The sequence below is a fragment of the Stenotrophomonas sp. YJH_SMC_65 genome (assembly GCF_059369475.1).
The window spans coordinates 22618-42046 of record NZ_JCAFSR010000016.1 but is presented as its reverse complement, the minus strand read 5'-3'; the positions used below and the strand labels follow the sequence as shown (position 1 = coordinate 42046).

Here is a 19429-nt window from a genome sequence, read left to right as displayed (position 1 = left end):
AGCAGTACCTGCCGGCGCGCTGATCGTCGATTCATAATCCGGGCGGATCCCCGGCCCGGCGCAGCGCGCCGGGCGTTCGCCGACGGTGCGGCCCATGGGCCGCAAACACCGCCGGCTCACCCGCTACAACGGCAAGCCGGTTGACCCGCAGCAGTACCTGCCGGCGCGTTGAGGTAGTGGGACGGGTGGCGCCGGGCAATGCTCGGCGTTCCCGACCTGTAGCGTCGAGCCGTGCTCGACTCACTGTACGCTGGCCGCCGTGGGTGGCCGTTTGCGACCTTGAGTGGCACATCTCAAGCTTCCCGACAAGCCAGGGAAGCGGCATGCTTCAACCGAACCAGCCTCCCGATCCGGTGCCGCATGTCTCGCCCAACAGCCCTTTTCGCGCTGCTCATCGTCGCGCCGTTGGCGACCGCCGCCAGCGATCCACGTGACGTGGTCACCCGCCTCTACGACGCCATCCAGGCGCCGCAGTCGAACGAAACGGCGATTGCTCCGCTGCTGGGTGATGCCCTCCGCTCAGCCATCGATGCGCAGCGTGCATATGAACAGGCCTGCACCGCACTGGCCGCGCCCGACGAGAAGCCGCACATGCTCGACCAGAGCCCGTATCTGTTGGCGCCGGACCGGCCGGAGACGATAACGGTGGGAGCGCCAGGATCGAGCGGTGACGCCACCTGGGTCCATGTCGACATGGCCGTGGGCGACTATCGCTGGACCGACCGGGTCCTGCTGCAGCGGCAGGGCCCGGACTGGAAGGTCATGGATATCCGCTGGGGGCAGGGTGGCAACCTGATCGGTCGGCTACAGGCGTTCTCCGCGTTCCGCTGCACACCTTCGGGCAGCTAGTGCCGGGGCGCACCCGGCGGCTCGAACTCAGCCTTCCAGGATGAAGGCGGCCGCGACCTTGCGGCCTTCGCCGGCCAGAATGTTGAAGGTGCGCGCTGCGGCCGGATTGTTCATCACCTCCAGGCCGATGCCACGCGACAGACAGGCGGCCATCACCACCGCGGGCGGGAATACCTGACGGTCTCCCGTGCCGAGCACGATCAGCGCCGGATTCAGCGCCAGGATCGGCTCCAGGTCCGCCAACTGCAGCGCGGCGGCACTTGCCACCGGCCAGTGCGTGACCAGTTGGTCCGGGGTGAGGAAGAAACTGCCGCCCAGCACCTGCTCATTCACCTTGGCCGAGCGGCCATCTGCGGCACGCAGGCTGTAGGCGTAATCCGGCGGTTCGTGGTTCAGCTGCATGACGGTAGGGCGATCAGCCGCGCGGCAGCACGATCTGGCGCTGTTCCTTGCTCGGGCGGTACAGCACGGCGACGTGGCCGATGCGCTGCACCAGCGCGCTTTCGGTGGCTTCGACGATCTCGCCGATCATCACATCACGGGCGTCGCGATCCTCTGCGGCGACCTTCACCTTGACCAGTTCGTGGCGCTCCAGCACTTCGTTCAGCTCCGCGATGAAGGCTGGGGTCACACCCTTGCCGCCGGTCTGCAGCAGGGCCTTCAGGTCGTGGGCTTGGCCGCGCAGGAAACGGGTCTGGGAGGCGGTCAGGGCGATGGACATGCAGGAAAACACGGTTGAATGGGACGATCAGGGTATCATGAGGACCCCATCAGCCCCTATTTTCAATGGCTACCCGCAGCAAAAGCAGCCAGCGCTGGCTCAAGGAACACTTCTCCGACCCCTTCGTGAAGAAGGCGCAGGCCGAGGGCATGCGCTCGCGCGCCGCCTACAAGCTCGAAGAGCTGCTCGAACGTGACCGCCTGCTGAAGCCGCACATGGTGGTGGTCGACCTTGGCGCGGCCCCCGGCGGCTGGTCTCAGCAGGTTCGGAGACAGATCGGGGACACCGGTCGTGTGCTGGCGCTGGACATCCTGGACATGCCGCCGCTGGCCGGCGTGGAGTTCCTTCATGGTGACTTCAGGGAAGAAGCCGTCCTATCGCAGTTTGAAGCCATGCTCGGGGATCAGCCGGTAGACCTTGTGCTGTCGGACATGGCCCCCAATAAGAGTGGTGTGGGTGCGGTCGACCAGCCGCGGATGATGCACCTGGCGGAGCTGGCCCTGGATTTTGCCGACAACCACCTGAAGACCGGTGGGGCGTTCCTGATCAAGCTGTTCCAGGGTGAGGGCTTTGACGACTACGTGCGCGACATGCGCCGCCGTTACGACAAGGTCTCCATCCGCAAGCCGGAGGCGTCGCGCAAGCGCTCTCCCGAGGTGTATGCCTTGGGTCAGGGAAAACGCGCCCACATGAAGTAAGCTCGCAACGTACGCAAGTTCGACCCCAACGCAACGCCAGCACTGAGAGGAACACCGGAGCCAATGAGGATGAACGACTTGACCAAGAACCTCCTGCTATGGGTGGTCGTCGCCGTCGTGCTGATGGTGGTCTTCCAGAGCTTCTCGCCGAAGTCCTCCGGGGCCGGCGCGCAGGGCGCGTCGTACTCGCAGTTCCTGGACCAGGTGGACAGCGGCAACGTGCAGAAGGTCGCCTTCGGCGGCGACATGCGCGGGGGCACCAGCCAGCTGACCTACACCACCCGCGGTGGGCAGTCGTCCACCATCACCGCGCCGTTCGATCGTGACCTGATCAACGTGCTGCGCACCAAGAACGTGGAGATCGTGCAGGAGGAGCCGTCCAGCGGCATTTCCCTGGGCGCGATCCTGATGAATTTCCTGCCGGTCATCCTGATCATCGGCTTCTGGCTGTTCATCATGCGCCAGATGCAGGGCGGTGGCGGCGGTGCCAAGGGCGCGATGTCCTTCGGCAAGTCGCGCGCCAAGCTGCAGGGCGAGGACCAGATCAAGGTCACCTTCGCCGACGTCGCCGGCTGCGACGAGGCCAAGGAAGAAGTGGGCGAGCTGGTCGACTTCCTGCGCGACCCGTCCAAGTTCACCAAGCTGGGCGGCAAGATTCCGCGCGGCGTGCTGATGGTGGGCCCGCCGGGTACCGGCAAGACGCTGCTGGCCAAGGCCATTGCCGGCGAAGCCAAGGTGCCGTTCTTCTCGATCTCCGGTTCGGACTTCGTGGAAATGTTCGTCGGCGTGGGCGCCAGCCGCGTGCGTGACATGTTCGAGCAGGCCAAGAAGCACGCCCCGTGCATCATCTTCATCGACGAAATCGACGCCGTCGGTCGCCACCGTGGCGCCGGCCTGGGCGGCGGTCATGACGAGCGCGAGCAGACCCTGAACCAGCTGCTGGTCGAGATGGACGGTTTTGAAGGCGGCGAAGGCGTGATCGTGATCGCCGCGACCAACCGTCCGGACGTGCTGGATCCGGCGCTGCTGCGTCCGGGCCGTTTCGACCGCCAGGTGGTGGTCGGCCTGCCGGACGTGAAGGGCCGCGAGCACATCCTGAAGGTCCACATGCGCAAGCTGCCGCTGGCCGACGATGTCGAGCCGATGGTGATCGCACGTGGTACCCCGGGCTTCTCCGGCGCCGACCTGGCCAACCTCTGCAACGAGGCGGCCCTGTTCGCCGCGCGCGGCAACGAGAAGGAAGTCCGCATGGACCACTTCGACCGTGCCCGCGACAAGATCCTGATGGGTGCCGAGCGCCGCTCGATGGCCATGAGCGAGGACGAGAAGACCCTGACCGCGTACCACGAAGCGGGTCACGCCATCGTCGGCCGCCTGGTGCCCGAGCACGATCCGGTCTACAAGGTCACCATCATTCCGCGCGGCCGTGCGCTGGGCGTGACGATGTACCTGCCGGAAGGCGACAAGTACTCGATGAACCGCGTGGCGATCCAGTCGCAGCTGTGCTCCCTGTACGGCGGCCGTGTCGCCGAAGAGCTGATCTTCGGCGAGGACAAGGTCACCACCGGCGCCTCCAACGACATCGAGCGCGCAACCAAGATGGCCCGCAACATGGTCACCAAGTGGGGCCTGTCGGAGCAGCTCGGCCCGATCGCCTATGGCGAAGAGGACGACGAGGTGTTCCTGGGGCGTTCGGTCACCCAGCACAAGAGCGTGTCCAACGACACGGCGCGCCGGATCGACGAGGAAGTGCGCAACATCCTCGACAAGGCCTATGCCCGCACCACCCAGCTGTTGACCGAGAACATCGACAAGCTGCATGCGATGTCGCAGCTGCTGCTGCAGTACGAGACCATCGACGCACCGCAGATCGACGCCATCATGGAAGGCCGCGATCCGCCGCCGCCGGCGGGCTGGAGCAAGTCGAACAAGGACGGTGGCAACGACAAGGGCGGCGACGCCCGCCCGCTGCCGCCGATCGCAGGCCCGGCCGAATCGCATTGACGGCCCGCTGCACGTGACACCAGACGAGGCCGGGGAAACCCGGCCTTGTCGTTTCCGGGCCTTCGGCCCCTTCCGAACCGAACTGATGCTGGAGCCTGCATGTCCGCCCCGAAGCCCGAACCGATTTCCCACACCGCCGAAATGATCATCGCCACCGTGGTCGGCGTGGGCGTAGGGCTGGGCGCCGACAACCTGCTGCTGGGCTGCGTGGTGGGTATCGGTGTCGGCATCGTGCTGAGCATCGCCAGAACCCTGTACGTGGACCGCAAGCGTCGGCGGCGTTGACGGCGCCGCGGCAGGGCTGCGCCCTGCACCCGCGGTAGTGCCGGCCGCTGGCCGGCAACCTCAGCAGCAACAGCAGCAGCTGCATTCCGCGATTTGGTGGGGCGGTGTCGGAGGGCGGGGACGCCGTGAACCCATCCATGGGGGCTTGGCAGCCGCATCCATGCGGCTGACACCCCGCCCTCCGACACCGCCCCACCTCTGACAGATTCCGGCCGCTGTTGGTAGGTGTCGACCTTGGTCGACACGGTAGATCCACGCCATGCGTGGATGAATCTCTGTCAGATATCGAATCAATTCGGGGTCAGATCCGTTTTCCGTAGGAAAACGGATCTGACCCCACGCCATCCCTCAGTACACCTGCTGTTGCTTCGGCTGTTGCTTCAGCTGTTGCTGTAGCCCGGGCCTCTGCGGGTGCAGGGCGCCGCCCTGCCGAACTAAACTACCCGCCGTCGTCCCTGCAGGATTGCCCATGTTCGATACCTCGCCCCAGCTCGATTGCGCCGGCCGCATCCTGCGCCTCGACCGTGCCCGGGTCATGGGCATCGTCAACGTCACCCCGGACTCCTTCTCCGATGGCGGCGCGCATGACACCACCGAGGCTGCGGTCGCCCATGGCCTGAAGCTGGTCGAGGAGGGCGCCGACCTGCTCGATATCGGCGGCGAATCGACCCGCCCGGGCGCTGCGCCGGTATCGGTCGAGGAGGAGCTGCGCCGGGTGATTCCGGTGATCGAGCAGCTGGCCGCACGCACCCGGGTGCCGATCAGCATCGACACCTTCAAACCGGAGGTGATGCGCGCGGCGGTGGCCGCTGGCGCCGGCATGATCAACGACATCTTCGCCCTGCGCCAGGCCGGTGCGCTTGAAGCTGCCGCCGAAACCGGCGTGCCGGTGGTGCTGATGCACATGCAGGGCGAGCCGGGCCACATGCAGGCCGATCCGCACTACGACGACGTGGTCGCCGAGGTGCATGGTTTCCTGGTGCAGCGCCTGTTCGCTGCCGAGATGGCGGGCATCGCGAAGAAGAACCTGCTGATCGACCTTGGTTTTGGCTTCGGCAAGAGCACCGCCCACAACATGACCCTGCTGGCGCGTTCGGAGCGCTTCCTGGAACTGGGGGTGCCGGTGCTGGCCGGCCTGTCACGCAAGCGCAGCCTGGGAGAACTCACTGGCCGCGACACGCCCTCCGAACGCGTGGCGGCTTCGGTGGCCGCGCACCTGATCGCGGTCCAACGTGGCGCGCGCATCGTGCGCGTGCATGACGTGGCGGCCACCGTCGATGCGCTGAAGATCTGGCAGGCAGTGGAGGCCGTGCCGACGCCCCGTGCCGACGCTGCGCCGACGATCCTCTGGCCGGACGAAGACTGATGGGCGTCGATCGGCGGCCGCTGGCGATCGCCGTGATGGGGCCGACCGCCAGTGGCAAGACCGCCACCGCAATCGCTTTGGCACAGCAACTGGACGGCGAAATCGTCAGCGTCGATTCGGCGCTGGTATACCGCCACCTGGACATCGGCTCGGCCAAGCCTGATGCGGCCGAGCGTGCACAGGCGCCGCACCATCTGCTGGACCTGCGCGATCCCTGGCAGACCTATTCGGCGGCCGAGTTCGCCGCCGATGCCGGCCGGGTCGTGGCCGACATCGTGGCACGCGGCAAAACGCCGATCCTGGCAGGTGGCACGGGGCTGTACTTCCGGGCCCTGCTGCAGGGCCTGTCGCCGATGCCGGAGGCCGACCCGGTGATGCGCGAAGCACTCAGCACCGAGGCGGCCGAGCGGGGCTGGGCGGCATTGCACGCAGAGCTGGCCGAGGTCGATCCGGCCGCCGCCGCACGCATCCATGCCACCGACCCGCAACGCATCCAGCGGGCACTGGAGGTCTATCGCCTGACCGGCACGCCCATCACTGAATGGCAGCGCCGTCCGGGCGTGGCGCCGCTGCCGGTGCGCACCCTCAAGCTGATCCTGGCCCCGCGTGACCGCGCGGTACTGCACCAGCGCATCGAGGCGCGCTTCGACACCATGCTGGCGCAGGGCTTCCTGGACGAAGTGCGGGCACTGCGCGCGATGCCGGAAATGGCCGCCGTGGAGGCCCCGTTGGACCTGCCGGCGGTGCGTGCGGTCGGCTATCGCCAGGCCTGGGAGTACCTGGACGGGGAGGGTGATGCCGCCCGTTTCCGTGACAAGGCGATCTTCGCCACCCGCCAGCTGGCCAAGCGCCAGCTGACGTGGCTGCGCGGCGAGCTTGATGCGCGCTGGTTCGACCCCCATATCGACCAGGAGCGCCTTGCCGGCGCGGTGTCGGCCTTCGTCGCACGCTGAACCCCCGCCAGCCGTGTAACATCATCGGTCGGCGGGCGGCTCGGGGGCCGTGGCAACCGTCGGCAACCCAATAAGAACAATAATCAGGAGTGTGCAATGTCCAAGGGGCAATCGCTGCAGGATCCTTTCTTGAACGCACTGCGGCGCGAGCGCGTGCCGGTTTCGGTGTACCTGGTGAACGGCATCAAGCTGCAGGGCACGATCGAGTCGTTCGACCAGTTCGTGGTCCTGCTGCGCAACACGGTCAGTCAGATGGTCTACAAGCACGCCATTTCCACGGTGGTTCCGGCACGCAACGTGAAGGTCGGTCCGGGCGGTGGTTACGTGCAGTCGGGTGAAGGTGGTCAGGCAGGTGATGAAGCAGACGAGTAATACCGGAGCGGTGAATGTTTGACCGCTCGAAAAAGGGCGAACACGCCCTGTTGATCCAGCCCCATTTCGGCAAGCTGGAAGACGATGTGCTGGAAGAGTTCGGTGATCTGGCCCGCTCGGCTGGGGCCAGCATCGCCGCGACGATCACCGCGCGCCTGGACCGTCCGAATCCGTCAACCCTGATCGGCAGCGGCAAGCTGGACGAGATCAAGGCCGCGGCCGATGCCAGTGGCGCCGACCTGATCCTGGTCAACCATGCGCTGAGCCCGGGTCAGGAGCGCAACCTGGAACGCTTCCTCGAGCGCCGGGTGATCGACCGCACCGGTCTGATCCTGGACATCTTTGCCCAGCGTGCACACAGCCACGAGGGCAAGCTGCAGGTCGAGCTGGCGCAGCTGCGTCACCTGGCCACGCGATTGGTTCGCGGCTGGACCCACCTGGAGCGCCAGCGCGGCGGTTCGATCGGCCTGCGTGGCCCGGGTGAGACCCAGCTGGAAACCGACCGCCGCCTGTTGCAGAAGCGGGTCGAGCAGCTGCAGAAGCGCCTGGAGAAGGTTGAAGTGCAGCGCACCCAGATGCGCCGTGCGCGCGTGCGCAGCGAGCTGCCGCGCGTGGCCCTGGTGGGCTACACCAACGCTGGCAAATCGACCCTGTTCAACGCCATGACCGGCGCCGAGGCCTATGCCGCCGACCAGCTGTTCGCCACGCTGGACCCGACCGTGCGCCGCGTCGCGGTCCCGGGCGGCAGCGTGGTGCTGGCCGACACCGTCGGTTTCGTCCGCGACCTGCCGCATGATCTGGTCGCCGCGTTCCGCTCGACGCTGTCCGAGGCACGCGAGGCCGATTTCCTGCTGCATGTGGTCGACGCCGCCGATCCGCACCGCGAGGAGCGCATCGCCCAGGTGGACGAGGTGCTGACCGCGGTCGGTGCCGGTGACCTGCCGCAGCTGCTGGTGTTCAACAAGATCGACCGCATCGACGGTGCCGACGTCCGCCACGATGGCCAGGATGGCGTGCCCGACGAGTCGCGTCGTGAACGTGTCTGGATTTCCGCGCGTGACGGGCAGGGCCTTGAGCTGCTGCAGGCAGTGCTGGGCAAGCGCCTTGGCCTGCAGCACGTGACCGGTGAATTGCGCCTGCCGCCGGATGCCGGCCGCCTGCGTGCGCGCCTGCACCAGCTGGAAGTGATCCGCAGCGAACAGGCCGATGAAGAGGGCTGGCTGCTGCAGGTGGACCTGCCGATTGCCGAAGCCGAGAAGCTGGCCGCCGGTGCCGATGGCGCGCCGATCCGGGCGCTGCTGCCGGAGAAACTGCCGGAGTGGTGAGCTAGCGGCCCATGGCTGGTGGTGCCGGCCGCTGGCCGGCAACGCAATCGTGCCGGAGGGGCGCGACATCCGGCTGTCATCTGCGGTACAACGGGGTTCTTCACCCCACCGTCATGCCGATGTCCATCCCCACCGACGCCGATCTCAATGCCCAGTCCGCCGCGCTCGGGCAGCGCCTGCAACAGGCCTCGCTGCAGCTGGTCACGGCCGAAAGCTGCAGTGGCGGCTGGATCGCCAAGTGCATGACCGACATCGCCGGTTCTTCGGCGTTCTTCGACTGCGGCATGGTGGTCTACAGCTATGAAGCCAAGCAGCGCCTGCTGGGCGTGCGTGCGCAGACGCTGGAACAGTTCGGCGCGGTCAGTCGCGAAACCGTTCTGGAGATGGTGTCCGGTGCGCTGGTCAATTCCGGTGCCGGCATCGCCGTGGCGGTGACCGGTATCGCCGGCCCCGGCGGTGGCAGTCCGGACAAGCCAGTCGGCAGTGTCTGGATCGGCTGGAAGCGCCGCGGTGGCTACGCCCGCGCCGAGCTGTTCCAGTTCGATGGCGACCGCGAAGCCATCCGCCGGCAAACCGTGGCGGCGGCATTGCGCGGTATCGACGCCCAGCTGTGACATGCTGCTCCGGTAACCGTCCGGAGCACGCATGATGTGGGAAACGCTGGGCACGGTCCGTGACCTGGGCCGACTGCAGGAAATCGCCGTTGTCCTGATCCGCTACGGCTTCGGCGACGTGGTTCGGCGCATCGGCCTGGCCAGCACGCTGGAGCGTGCAGGGCGCCTGTTGCACTGGAACGAGGACCGGCAGGAGCTGCTGCGGATGACCGCACCGGTGCGCGTGCGCAGTGCGATGCAGGATCTTGGCCCGACCTTCGTCAAGCTTGGCCAGGTGCTGGCAACGCGCGTCGACCTGTTGCCGCCGGAGTGGATTGCCGAGCTGTCCGAACTGCAGAACGCGGTGCCGGCCCTGCCGTACGCCGAGATCCGCGGGCAGCTCGAAGCCGACCTGGGCGCGTCGCCGGCGGAGGTATTCGCCTTCCTTGACGAAACCCCGATGGCCGCCGCCTCGCTGGCGCAGGCCCATCGCGCGCGGCTGCATGATGGTCGTGAGGTGGTGCTGAAGGTGCGGCGTCCCGGCATCCGCGACGTGGTCGAGGCCGACCTGCGGCTGCTGGCGCGGCTGGCCGAGATCGTCGAGGCCCGGTTGCCGGACCTGCGTCGCTATCGCCCGGCCGAGGTCGTGCAGCAGTTCACCGTATCGCTGCGCCGTGAGCTGGATTTTGCCGCCGAATGCCGCAATGCCGAACGCATCGCGCGCAACTTCAGCGGCCGCGACGACATACTGATTCCGAAGGTGCACTGGCAGTGGACCTGCGAGAGCCTGAACGTGCAGGACTTCGTCGACGGCATTCCCGGCCGCGATCTGGCTGGCGTCGATGCGGCGGGCCTGGACCGGCGCGAGCTGGCGCGGCGTGGCGCCGGCATCGTGCTGAAGATGGTGCTGGAGGACGGCAGCTTCCACGCCGATCCACACCCCGGCAACATCATCTACCTGCGTGACGGCCGCATCGGCGTGATCGATTTCGGCATGGTCGGCGCGCTGTCCGAAGTGCGCCGCTTCCAGGTCGCGCAACTGCTGCACGGCCTGGTCGAGCAGGACCCGCAGGGCGTGGCGGACGTGCTGCTGGACTGGGCCGGCGGCGTGGAAGTGGACGAGAACCGGCTGCAGCACGACATCAGCCAGTTCGTCGACCAGTACCGTGGCGTGCCGCTGAAGGATCTGCGCATCGGCCTGATGCTGGGCGACATCACCCAGCTGCTGCGCAGCTACAGCCTGACCCTGCCGGCCGACCTGGCACTGATGATCAAGGCCTTCCTGACCCTGGAAGGCATGGGCCGGCAGCTGGATCCGGATTTCGACATGGCCAGCGCCGCCCGCCCGTTCCTGGAGCGCGTGGTGCTGCAGCGTTATGCGCCCAGGGCGCTGCTCAAGCGCGGCCGGCGCAGCCTGTTGGGCCTGGTCGACTTCGCCGGCGAGTTGCCGCGCGACCTGCGCAAGCTGGTCCAGGCAGCGCGCCGTGGGCGCCTCCAGCTGAAGGTGGAGACCACCGCGCTGCAGGGCTTTGGCGAGCAGGTGAACCGGGCCGCGAACCGACTGGTGGTGGGCGTGATCACGGCCGCGCTGATCATCGGCTCGTCGATCGTGATGCACAGCGTCGGCGGGGTTTCCAGCCGCTGGTTGCTGGCGCTGGGCGTGTGCGGATTCATCGGCGCCGGCTTCTGCGGCGTATGGATCCTGGTTTCGATATGGAGAAGCGGTAAGCACACGTAGCCAGGTGCACGAAGTGCGCCTGTTGCGGTTCCACAGGAACCGCAGAATCGCGCAGCGATTCCTGTAGAGCCGAGCCATGCTCGGCTGCTCTTGCCTGGGTCGGCCCCGTCATTCGCGCGACTGCCGAGCATGCCTCGGCCCAACAAGCCCGCACCACCCCGATCGCCCCGGCACTTGCAGTCGCGCATATTAGTAGTAATACTACTAACCATGGACCTGACCGACACCCAGCAGGCGATCCTGCAGTTGATCGCCGAGCGTATCGAGAGCGAAGGCGCACCGCCGTCGCAGACTGAAATCGCACGCGCATTCGGCTTCAAGGGCGTGCGCGCGGCCCAGTACCACCTGGAAGCCCTGGAGCAGGCCGGCGCGATCCGTCGCATCCCGGGTCAGGCCCGCGGCATCCGCCTGGTGCAGGCACCGCCGGTCGAGAAGCTGGCCGAGCCGGGCCTGGCCGACAGCGTGCTGCGGCTGCCGGTGCTGGGCCGGGTTGCGGCCGGCCTGCCGATCGGCGCCGACATCGGCTCGGACGATTTCGTGGTGCTGGACCGGGTGTTCTTCTCGCCGGCGCCGGACTACCTGCTGAAGGTGCAGGGCGACTCGATGATCGATGAGGGCATCTTCGACGGTGACCTGATCGGCGTGCACCGCACCCGCGACGCCCATTCCGGGCAGATCGTGGTGGCCCGCATCGATGACGAGATCACGGTCAAGCTGCTGAAGATCGCCAAGGATCGCATCCGCCTGCTGCCGCGCAATCCCGACTACAAGCCGATCGAGGTGCTGCCGGATCAGGACTTCGCGATCGAGGGCCTCTATTGCGGCCTGTTGCGGCCCAACCGTTGACCCGTTCCGTAGCGCATTACCCCGCGGTCTTTTGTGGCGATTCTCTGGTTCCACTGAGGTTGGTACGGATGTCCGATAATTCTTTTCAGAGCGCCGGGCAGAATCTCAGCCTGTGCGATACGTCCGACTTAAAGTGAGCCCATGGCAAAGAAGACCCCCAAAGACAGCACCTCCAACGACACGACCTCTGCAAGGACCAATCCGATGGACGAGAACAAGAAGCGCGCCCTCGCTGCAGCTCTGGGCCAGATCGAAAAGCAGTTCGGCAAGGGCTCGGTGATGCGCATGGGCGACCGCGTGGTCGAGCCCGTCGAAGCCATCCCGACCGGTTCGCTGATGCTCGACATCGCGCTGGGCATTGGTGGTCTGCCAAAGGGCCGTGTCGTTGAGATCTACGGGCCGGAATCCTCGGGCAAGACCACCTTGACCCTGCAGGCCATCGCCGAATGCCAGAAGATGGGCGGCACCGCGGCCTTCATCGACGCCGAGCACGCGCTGGACCCGATCTACGCCGCCAAGCTGGGCGTGAACGTGGACGACCTGCTGCTGTCGCAGCCGGACACCGGTGAGCAGGCGCTGGAAATCGCCGACATGCTGGTCCGTTCGGGTTCGGTGGACATCCTGGTGATCGACTCGGTTGCCGCGCTGACCCCGAAGGCCGAAATCGAAGGCGAGATGGGCGACCAGCTGCCAGGCCTGCAGGCCCGCCTGATGAGCCAGGCGCTGCGCAAGCTGACCGGCAACATCAAGCGCTCCAACACCCTGGTGATCTTCATCAACCAGCTGCGCATGAAGATCGGCGTGATGATGCCGGGCCAGAGCCCGGAAACCACCACCGGTGGCAACGCGCTCAAGTTCTACGCCTCGGTCCGCCTGGACATCCGCCGTATCGGCGCGATCAAGAAGGGTGACGAGATCATCGGTAACCAGACCAAGATCAAGGTCGTCAAGAACAAGCTGGCACCTCCGTTCAAGCAGGTCATCACCGAAATCCTGTATGGCGAAGGCATCAGCCGTGAAGGCGAGCTGATCGACATGGGTGTGGATGCCAAGCTGGTGGAGAAGGCTGGCGCCTGGTACAGCTACGGTGAAGAACGCATTGGCCAGGGCAAGGACAACGCCCGCGGCTACCTGCGCGACAACCCGACTGTCGCCGCCAAGCTCGAGGCCGAGCTGCGCGAGAAATTCCAGCCGGCCGAAGCGGCCCGCGAGGAAGGCGACGACGAAGGCGAAGACGAATAAGGCTTGCTGTGGGGCAGGGTGGCGCCGTCAGTGACGTCGCCCTGTCCCGCAGGTTCGAATCGCCCAGGGATGGGCTGGGCGCCACGGATGGCGCCACCCTTGGAGTACCCATGTCCGACGCCGAAGACATTCCGACCGGCCGCAAGCGCCGGCCGCGTGAGCAGACCCCCGTGCAACGGGCGTTGGGCCTGCTGGTCCGCCGCGAGCACTCGCGCAAGGAACTCACCCGCAAGCTGACGGCCCGTGGCATCGAAGACGAAGCCGCGCAGGCCGCTGTCGCCAAGTTGACCGAGGCCGGCTGGCAGGACGACACCCGTTTTGCCGAGAACCTGGTGAGGATGCGCGCCAACACCGGTTATGGGCCGATCCATGTCCGCGCCGAGCTGGGGACCCATGGCCTGGACAGTGCCGCGATTGCCGCAGCGATGGACAGCTACGAAGGCGACTGGCAGGAAAACGCCCGTGATCTGGTCCGCCGACGCTTTGGCGAGGCCGGCCCGCAGGACCTGACGCAGCGGCGCAAGGCTGCCGATCTGCTGGCCCGGCGGGGCTTCGACGGCGACAGCATCCGCCGCGCGACCCGCTACGACCCGGATGACTGAGACTGGCGGCGCCGGGCCTGATACCCTTTAGGTTTTCGGCGGTCCCTCGCGACCCTGGCCAACGCGGCCGGTGGTCCGGGTCCGCCGGCCCGCAGACTGCCAGCCCCCAATGAACGCATCCGCCAAATTCACGACATCCCAGATCCGCAGCGACTTCCTTGAGTTCTTCAAGGGTAAAGGCCACACCATCGTGCCGTCGGCGCCGCTGGTGCCGGGCAATGATCCGACCCTGCTGTTCACCAACTCCGGCATGGTGCAGTTCAAGGACGTGTTCCTTGGCGCGGAAAAGCGCAGCTACGTGCGCGCGGCCGACGTGCAGCGCTGCCTGCGCGCGGGCGGCAAGCACAACGACCTCGACCAGGTCGGCTACACCGCGCGCCACCACACCTTCTTCGAAATGCTGGGCAACTGGTCGTTCGGCGACTACTTCAAGAAGGACGCGATCGCCTGGGCCTGGGAGCTGCTGACCCAGGTCTGGAAGCTGCCGGCCGAACGCCTGCTGGTCACCGTGTACCAGACCGACGACGAAGCCTACGAACTGTGGCGCGACATGGTCGGCGTTCCGGAAGAGCGCATCGTACGCATCGGCGACAACAAGGGCGCGCCGTTCGCTTCGGACAACTTCTGGCAGATGGCCGACACCGGCCCGTGCGGCCCGTGCACCGAGATCTTCTACGACCACGGTGATCATATTGCCGGTGGTCCCCCGGGTTCCCCGGACGAAGACGGCGACCGTTTCATCGAGATCTGGAACCTGGTGTTCATGCAGTTCGACCGCCAGCCCGACGGCACCCTGGTGCCGCTGCCGGCGCCGTGCGTGGATACCGGCATGGGCCTGGAGCGCCTGGCGGCGATCCTGCAGCACGTGCACACCAACTATGAGATCGACCTGTTCCAGGCGCTGATCCGCAAGGCTTCCGAGCTGACCGGCACCGCCGACCTGGAGAACAAGTCGCTGCGCGTGATTGCCGACCACATCCGTGCCTGTTCGTTCCTGATCGTCGATGGCGTGCTGCCGTCCAACGAAGGCCGCGGTTACGTGCTGCGCCGTATCATCCGCCGCGCCCTGCGCCATGGCTGGATGCTGGGTGTGCGCCAGCCGTTCTTCAGCAAGCTGGTGCCGACCCTGGTCGAGCAGATGGGCGAGGCCTATCCAGAGCTACCGGCGGCGGTGGACACCGTCACCCGTGCGCTGCAGGCCGAAGAAGAGCGTTTCGCCGAAACCCTCGACGCCGGCATGAAGATCTTCGAGGACGTGGCCGGCAAGGCCAGCAATGGCGTGATCCCGGGCGTTGACGCGTTCCGCCTGTACGACACTTATGGCTTCCCGCTCGACCTGACCCAGGACATTGCCCGCGAGCGCGACCTGACCGTCGACATCGCCGGCTTCGATGCCGCGATGGAACAGCAGCGCGAAACCGCACGGGCGGCCGGCAAGTTCGGCGGCGGCGTGACCCTGCCGGCCGAGCTGGTGGCAACGCTGAGCCCGACCCGGTTCCTGGGCTATGACCGCCTGCAGGCCGACGGTCTGAGCGTGCTGGCCCTGCTCAAGGACGGTCGTCCGGTGCAGTCGGCCGATGCCGGTGATTCGGTCATCGTCATCACCAACCAGACCCCGTTCTATGCCGAATCCGGCGGCCAGGTCGGTGACACCGGCGTGCTGGCCGGCAACGGCGTGCGCCTGGCGGTGGAGGACACCCAGAAGTTCGCCGGCCAGTTCCATGGCCACGTCGGCACCTTGTCCGAAGGCGGCCTGAAGGTCGGCGATGTGCTGTCCGGCCAGGTCGATGGCGAGCGCCGTGGCGCCACCATCCTCAACCACTCGGCCACCCACCTGCTGCACGCCGCGCTGCGCGAAGTGCTGGGCACCCACGTGCAGCAGAAGGGCTCGCTGGTCGCGCCGGACCGCCTGCGTTTCGACTTCTCGCACTTCCAGCCGATCAGCGCGGAAGAGCTGGCGGTGATCGAGCGCAAGGTCAACCAGCAGGTGCGTGCCAACAACGCCGCTGAAGTGCACACCATGGCCATGCAGGAAGCGCTGGACTTCGGCGCGATGGCCCTGTTCGGCGAGAAGTACGGTGAGCACGTGCGCGTGCTGAAGATGGGTGACTACTCCACCGAGCTGTGCGGTGGCACCCACGTCAACCGTACCGGCGACATCGGTCTGTTCAAGATCACCTCCGAGGGCGGTGTTTCCGCCGGCGTGCGCCGCATCGAGGCGGTTACCGGCCAGGGCGCCCTGGACTACGTGGACGCCGAAGAGGCCCGCCTGGCCGAGGCCGCTGAACTGCTCGGTGGCAGCGCTGCCGACGTGGTCGAGAAGATCCGTGCCCTCGGCCAGCGCCAGAAGCAGCTGGAACGCGAACTGGAGGCCGTGAAGGCCAAGGTCGCGGCCGGTGCCACGGCCGACCTGTCCGGCCAGGCCGTCGAGGTCGCCGGCGTGAAGGTGCTGGCTGCCCGCCTGGAGGGCTTCGACGCCAAGGCCCTGCGTGACGCCATGGACCGCCTGAAGCAGCAGCTGGGCGACGCGGTGATCGTGCTGGCCGGTGCCCAGGACGGCAAGGCCGCCCTGGTCGCGGGTGTGAACGGCAGCGCAATGGGCAAAGTCAAGGCCGGGGAACTGTTGTCCCATATCGCCGGTCAGATCGGGGGCAAGGGCGGCGGACGCCCGGACCTCGCCCAGGGTGGTGGCGAGGACGGGCCCGCCCTTGCCACTGCGCTGGCTGCAGTCGTCGAATGGGTCAGCCCCCGCCTGTGATGAACCCTGCCGTCCCCCTCCTTGTAGGAGCGGGACGGCTGACGGTACCATTGCGAATCTTTTCCCTTTGTCGTGGTAGCGCTTCTTGACGGAGCGTCAAGCCGGTGGGGGATACCCTTCCACACGGTTCCATGGAGACTTACAAAAATGTTGATCCTGACTCGCCGCGTCGGCGAAACCCTGATGATCGGTGACTCGGTGAGCGTCACCGTGCTTGGCGTCAAGGGTAACCAGGTGCGTATCGGCATCACTGCGCCGAAGGACGTCGCTGTGCATCGCGAAGAGATCTACCAGCGCATCCAGCGTGGTGATGAAGCCGGTGGCACCGGTAGCGAAAATTCTGCCGAATAACGCTTTACCTTCGCACTCGATTAACGTTATGATTCACGCCCCGCTGAGGTGCAACGCACCAGACGCGGAGAATACCCCGGAGTGATGCCCGAGTGGCCGAAGGGGCTCCCCTGCTAAGGGAGTATAGGGTCAAAAGCTCTATCGAGGGTTCGAATCCCTCTCACTCCGCCAGATACAAAGATGCGCCTGCAGATCCTCGATCTGCATGCGTTTTTCTTTATGGCCGGCCTTCAGAGCCGTATCGTCACGCCGACCTGGAAGCCCCGCCCCGGCAGGGGCGCGATGTACTTCAGCGGCGAGTTGTGCGGCCGCGCTTCTTCATTGAGCAGGTTGCTGCCATTGACGAACACTTCCACGCCTGCGATGTAGCTGTTGCGCACTGGAAGTTCGCGGCTGACCTGCAGGTCGACCAGGTTGAATGCGTCGAGCGGAATTTCCTCACTGACATTGCGACCCAGGTACTTCTGCGCGTCGTAGTAGGTGCTGGACAGTTGTGCCTTCCAGCCTTCGCGCTGCCACTGCAGGTTGGCGCCGTAGCGGTTGGTCGGCATGTTCGGCAGATACTCGCCGTCGTTGTGGGCGCGCAGCGAATCAGGGTGGTCGGCCTTGTTCTTCACCAGGTCGGCGAAGGCGGAGACGTTCAACGTGCCATAGCGGCCCAGGTCCAATGCCTGCGACGCGTCGATCTCGAAGCCCTTCACCGTGGTGTCGGTCTGCTTCCAGTACTTCAGCGGCAGGCGGTTGGCGGTCTGCAGGCCGGAATAGCCGAGATAGAGGTAGTTCTCGTACCGCATCCGGTACGCGGTGGCGGACAGCTCGAAACCGCCGAGGTGGAACAGGCCGGTCAGTTCCAGGTTCTTCGCGCGCTCCGGTTCCAGGTTCTGGTTGCCTTCTTCCTGTGTCATCACGGAATAGTGCGCGTTGCTGGCATACAGCTCGTTGATCTCCGGGGCGCGCTGTGAGGATGAGTAACGGACCTTGGCCGCGAACAAGGGGCCGAGCTCGACGTACGAGCCGAGGCTGTAGCTGTTGAGCCGGTAGTCGCGGTCCTGCAGTTTCGTGTTGGCGGCATTGCGCGCGGTCTTGAAGCGGCTGGGCTGTAGTGCGTGGTCGACCCGTTCGTGGCGTACGCCAGCATCGAAGGTAACCCAGCCGACGTCCAGCGTTTCCTTCAGGAATACCGCATTGCTGCGGGTGTCCACGTCCGGCAGGTAGCGCTGCGAGCCGCTGCCGGTGACATCACGCGACTGATGGCTGAAACCGACCAGGCCGCTGAGCGGGCCGACGCGTTGATGGCTGAGCAGCAACTCGGCCTGGGTGCTCTCGAAATCGTAGTCGTTTGCCCTGGTGGTACCCAGCCGCTCGCCTGAAGTGTTGTCCAGCCTGGACACGCGGAGTTCCGCGCGCTCGAACCACGGCAGCGGATCACGCAGCAGGGCTTCCAGCGCGTAGCGCTGCTGCTTGATCACCACGCCCACCGGCAGGCCATCGGCATGGTTGGAACCGAACGACAGGTTCTGCATCGAGAAGCCCGGCACGCCGTACTCGCTGTCCTTGGCATCGATGCTGACACCGACGTAGCCGCGGTCAAAGAACAGGGTCGAGCCGAAGGCCACCTGCGCGTTGCGCGCATGGCTGTTGCCCAGCCGATGATGGTAGTCGGGCGTCACATCATTGTTGATCTGCTTCTGCACGTATGACGGCGTGCCGGCGACATAGGCAGGATTGACCGGGTTGATATAGGTGCGGCGCTGCCAGACCGAGGTCGGGTTGTTGGTGTAGAACGAGAATTCACCATCGGCCCAGTCAGGATTCTCGGTCATGAACTGGTCGATGTAAGGCTGCGAGGCCTTGTTGTAGATCTGCTGTACGCGTGCTTCCTTCTGGCAGCTGTCGGCCAGCGCCGAGTTGACGCCGCCGGTCGGCGGGAACAGTCGGGTGTTGCAGACACGGGCCTTGCTGTTGCCGGGGATGTCGTAGTGCGAGATGCGCTGGCGCGAGACCTGCAGGTTGGTCGAGAGGTTGCGCTGGTTGTTGAAGTTCATGCGGAAGCCCTGCGCATCGGCGGCATTGAAGCCCTTGCGCAGGACCAGTTCCATCGACTGGTCCTTGTCTTCCATGCTGCGCGAGATCAGGCCCGAATCGATCTCCACGCTGCCGCCGATCGCATTGCCGCCATAGCGCACCGTGTCCGAGGACTTGTTGACGGTGACGCTGCGCACGAACAGTGGATCGAACGGAATGTTGATGTCGCCGCTGATCGCGTTCATGCCGAGGATGGACTGGCCGTCCTGCAGGATCTGCACGCGGTTGCCGCTGAGGCTGCGGATGACCGGGGCGCCTGCGTTCGGCCCGAAAGCACTGTTCTGCACGCCGGAGACGTGTTCGAGCAGGCCGCCGAGGGTGCGGTTCTGCGCCTGCGGATTGTCGACGGTGACCCGGCTGTCGATGCGCGAGGGCTGGGAGGCCTGGACCTGGAGGGTGGGGAGGGTGGGTTCGTCCGCGGCCTGGGCGGTGTGGACGGCGAACAGAATGGCAGCAGCAAGCAGGTGGCGACGCATGGCAGGACTCGTGAAGGCGAAGTGAAATGTTATAACGTCACTCTTTGTATCGGCAAGGACGGATGAGACCTTGCCGCCAGACCGAAATCGCGGGGGCGCGAATGAGGTTGCCGCGTGTTCAGCGCCCCGCCTTGCGCCGGGCGCCGATGCTGTGCACGATCCGAG

The 19429-nt window shown here is 66.2% G+C and carries 18 protein-coding genes and 1 tRNA gene; 16 read left to right on the top strand and 3 right to left on the bottom strand.

The genetic code is table 11. The annotated features are described in order from the left end of the window. Positions 1–360: 360 nt before the first annotated feature. On the top strand, positions 361–849 hold the full coding sequence (locus AC5P7A_RS20810) for a YqhG/Tai3 family protein (protein ID WP_046429909.1): 489 nt from the start codon (positions 361–363) through the stop codon (positions 847–849). Between the two features lie 27 nt (positions 850–876). Here the strand turns inward: AC5P7A_RS20810 and AC5P7A_RS20805 are convergent, their stop codons facing one another. Together AC5P7A_RS20805 and yhbY are read right to left on the bottom strand one after the other, a co-directional pair. Continuing rightward, a complete protein-coding gene (locus AC5P7A_RS20805; protein WP_111205683.1) occupies positions 877–1251 on the bottom strand; it encodes an Mth938-like domain-containing protein in 375 nt (124 codons plus the stop codon). Positions 1252–1264: 13 nt separating this feature from the next. Continuing rightward, a complete protein-coding gene (gene yhbY, locus AC5P7A_RS20800; RefSeq protein ID WP_004152868.1) occupies positions 1265–1570 on the bottom strand; it encodes a ribosome assembly RNA-binding protein YhbY in 306 nt (101 codons plus the stop codon). Positions 1571–1635: 65 nt separating this feature from the next. On the opposite strand from yhbY, the gene rlmE reads away from it, so the two are divergent. The 15 genes from rlmE (at position 1636) to AC5P7A_RS20725 (ending at position 16874) form a co-directional block, all read left to right on the top strand. After that, positions 1636–2268 carry a 23S rRNA (uridine(2552)-2'-O)-methyltransferase RlmE gene (gene rlmE, locus AC5P7A_RS20795; RefSeq protein WP_005409014.1) on the top strand — a complete coding sequence of 211 codons (633 nt, stop codon included), beginning with the start codon at positions 1636–1638 and terminating at the stop codon, positions 2266–2268. Between the two features lie 69 nt (positions 2269–2337). Further along, positions 2338–4272 carry an ATP-dependent zinc metalloprotease FtsH gene (gene ftsH / locus AC5P7A_RS20790; protein ID WP_005409015.1) on the top strand — a complete coding sequence of 645 codons (1935 nt, stop codon included), beginning with the start codon at positions 2338–2340 and terminating at the stop codon, positions 4270–4272. 99 nt (positions 4273–4371) lie between these two features. Then, on the top strand, positions 4372–4557 hold the full coding sequence (locus tag AC5P7A_RS20785) for a hypothetical protein (RefSeq protein ID WP_014646713.1): 186 nt from the start codon (positions 4372–4374) through the stop codon (positions 4555–4557). Positions 4558–5026: 469 nt separating this feature from the next. Continuing rightward, positions 5027–5923: a dihydropteroate synthase gene (folP, locus tag AC5P7A_RS20780; protein ID WP_495220564.1), complete on the top strand. Its 897-nt coding sequence runs from the start codon at positions 5027–5029 to the stop codon at positions 5921–5923. Continuing rightward, positions 5923–6876 (top strand): tRNA (adenosine(37)-N6)-dimethylallyltransferase MiaA, encoded by a 954-nt coding sequence (gene miaA, locus AC5P7A_RS20775; protein ID WP_014646715.1) that lies wholly within the window; start codon positions 5923–5925, stop codon positions 6874–6876. The genes folP and miaA overlap by 1 nt, the downstream gene beginning before the upstream one ends. A 96-nt stretch (positions 6877–6972) precedes the next feature. Beyond that, complete coding sequence (hfq, locus tag AC5P7A_RS20770; protein WP_004152891.1) at positions 6973–7248, top strand: RNA chaperone Hfq; 276 nt, start codon at positions 6973–6975, stop codon at positions 7246–7248. 14 nt (positions 7249–7262) lie between these two features. Continuing rightward, positions 7263–8573, top strand: a complete 1311-nt coding sequence (gene hflX / locus AC5P7A_RS20765; RefSeq protein WP_495220563.1) for a ribosome rescue GTPase HflX — start codon at positions 7263–7265, stop codon at positions 8571–8573. Positions 8574–8692: 119 nt separating this feature from the next. Then, positions 8693–9187, top strand: coding sequence for a CinA family protein (locus AC5P7A_RS20760; RefSeq protein WP_005409020.1), 495 nt, complete (start codon positions 8693–8695; stop codon positions 9185–9187). A gap of 34 nt (positions 9188–9221) precedes the next feature. Beyond that, a complete protein-coding gene (gene ubiB / locus AC5P7A_RS20755; RefSeq protein ID WP_032962195.1) occupies positions 9222–10904 on the top strand; it encodes a 2-polyprenylphenol 6-hydroxylase in 1683 nt (560 codons plus the stop codon). A 210-nt stretch (positions 10905–11114) separates the two neighbouring features. Then, entirely contained in the window at positions 11115–11750 is a 636-nt protein-coding gene (gene lexA, locus AC5P7A_RS20750) for a transcriptional repressor LexA (protein ID WP_032962190.1), read from the top strand. Positions 11751–11954: 204 nt separating this feature from the next. Further along, on the top strand, positions 11955–12992 hold the full coding sequence (gene recA / locus AC5P7A_RS20745; protein WP_005412937.1) for a recombinase RecA: 1038 nt from the start codon (positions 11955–11957) through the stop codon (positions 12990–12992). 110 nt (positions 12993–13102) lie between these two features. Then, positions 13103–13594, top strand: coding sequence for a recombination regulator RecX (gene recX / locus AC5P7A_RS20740; RefSeq protein WP_005409024.1), 492 nt, complete (start codon positions 13103–13105; stop codon positions 13592–13594). Positions 13595–13703: 109 nt separating this feature from the next. Beyond that, the gene (alaS, locus tag AC5P7A_RS20735) at positions 13704–16352 is read left to right on the top strand and encodes an alanine--tRNA ligase (protein WP_126411919.1); all 2649 of its coding nucleotides are present in this window, start codon (positions 13704–13706) and stop codon (positions 16350–16352) included. Positions 16353–16499: 147 nt separating this feature from the next. Next, on the top strand, positions 16500–16703 hold the full coding sequence (csrA, locus tag AC5P7A_RS20730) for a carbon storage regulator CsrA (protein WP_004152909.1): 204 nt from the start codon (positions 16500–16502) through the stop codon (positions 16701–16703). Between the two features lie 78 nt (positions 16704–16781). Continuing rightward, a tRNA-Ser gene (locus AC5P7A_RS20725) sits at positions 16782–16874 on the top strand. Between the two features lie 59 nt (positions 16875–16933). Here the strand turns inward: AC5P7A_RS20725 and AC5P7A_RS20720 are convergent. After that, the gene (locus AC5P7A_RS20720; RefSeq protein ID WP_495220562.1) at positions 16934–19264 is read right to left on the bottom strand and encodes a TonB-dependent receptor; all 2331 of its coding nucleotides are present in this window, start codon (positions 19262–19264) and stop codon (positions 16934–16936) included. Positions 19265–19429: the final 165 nt, after the last annotated feature.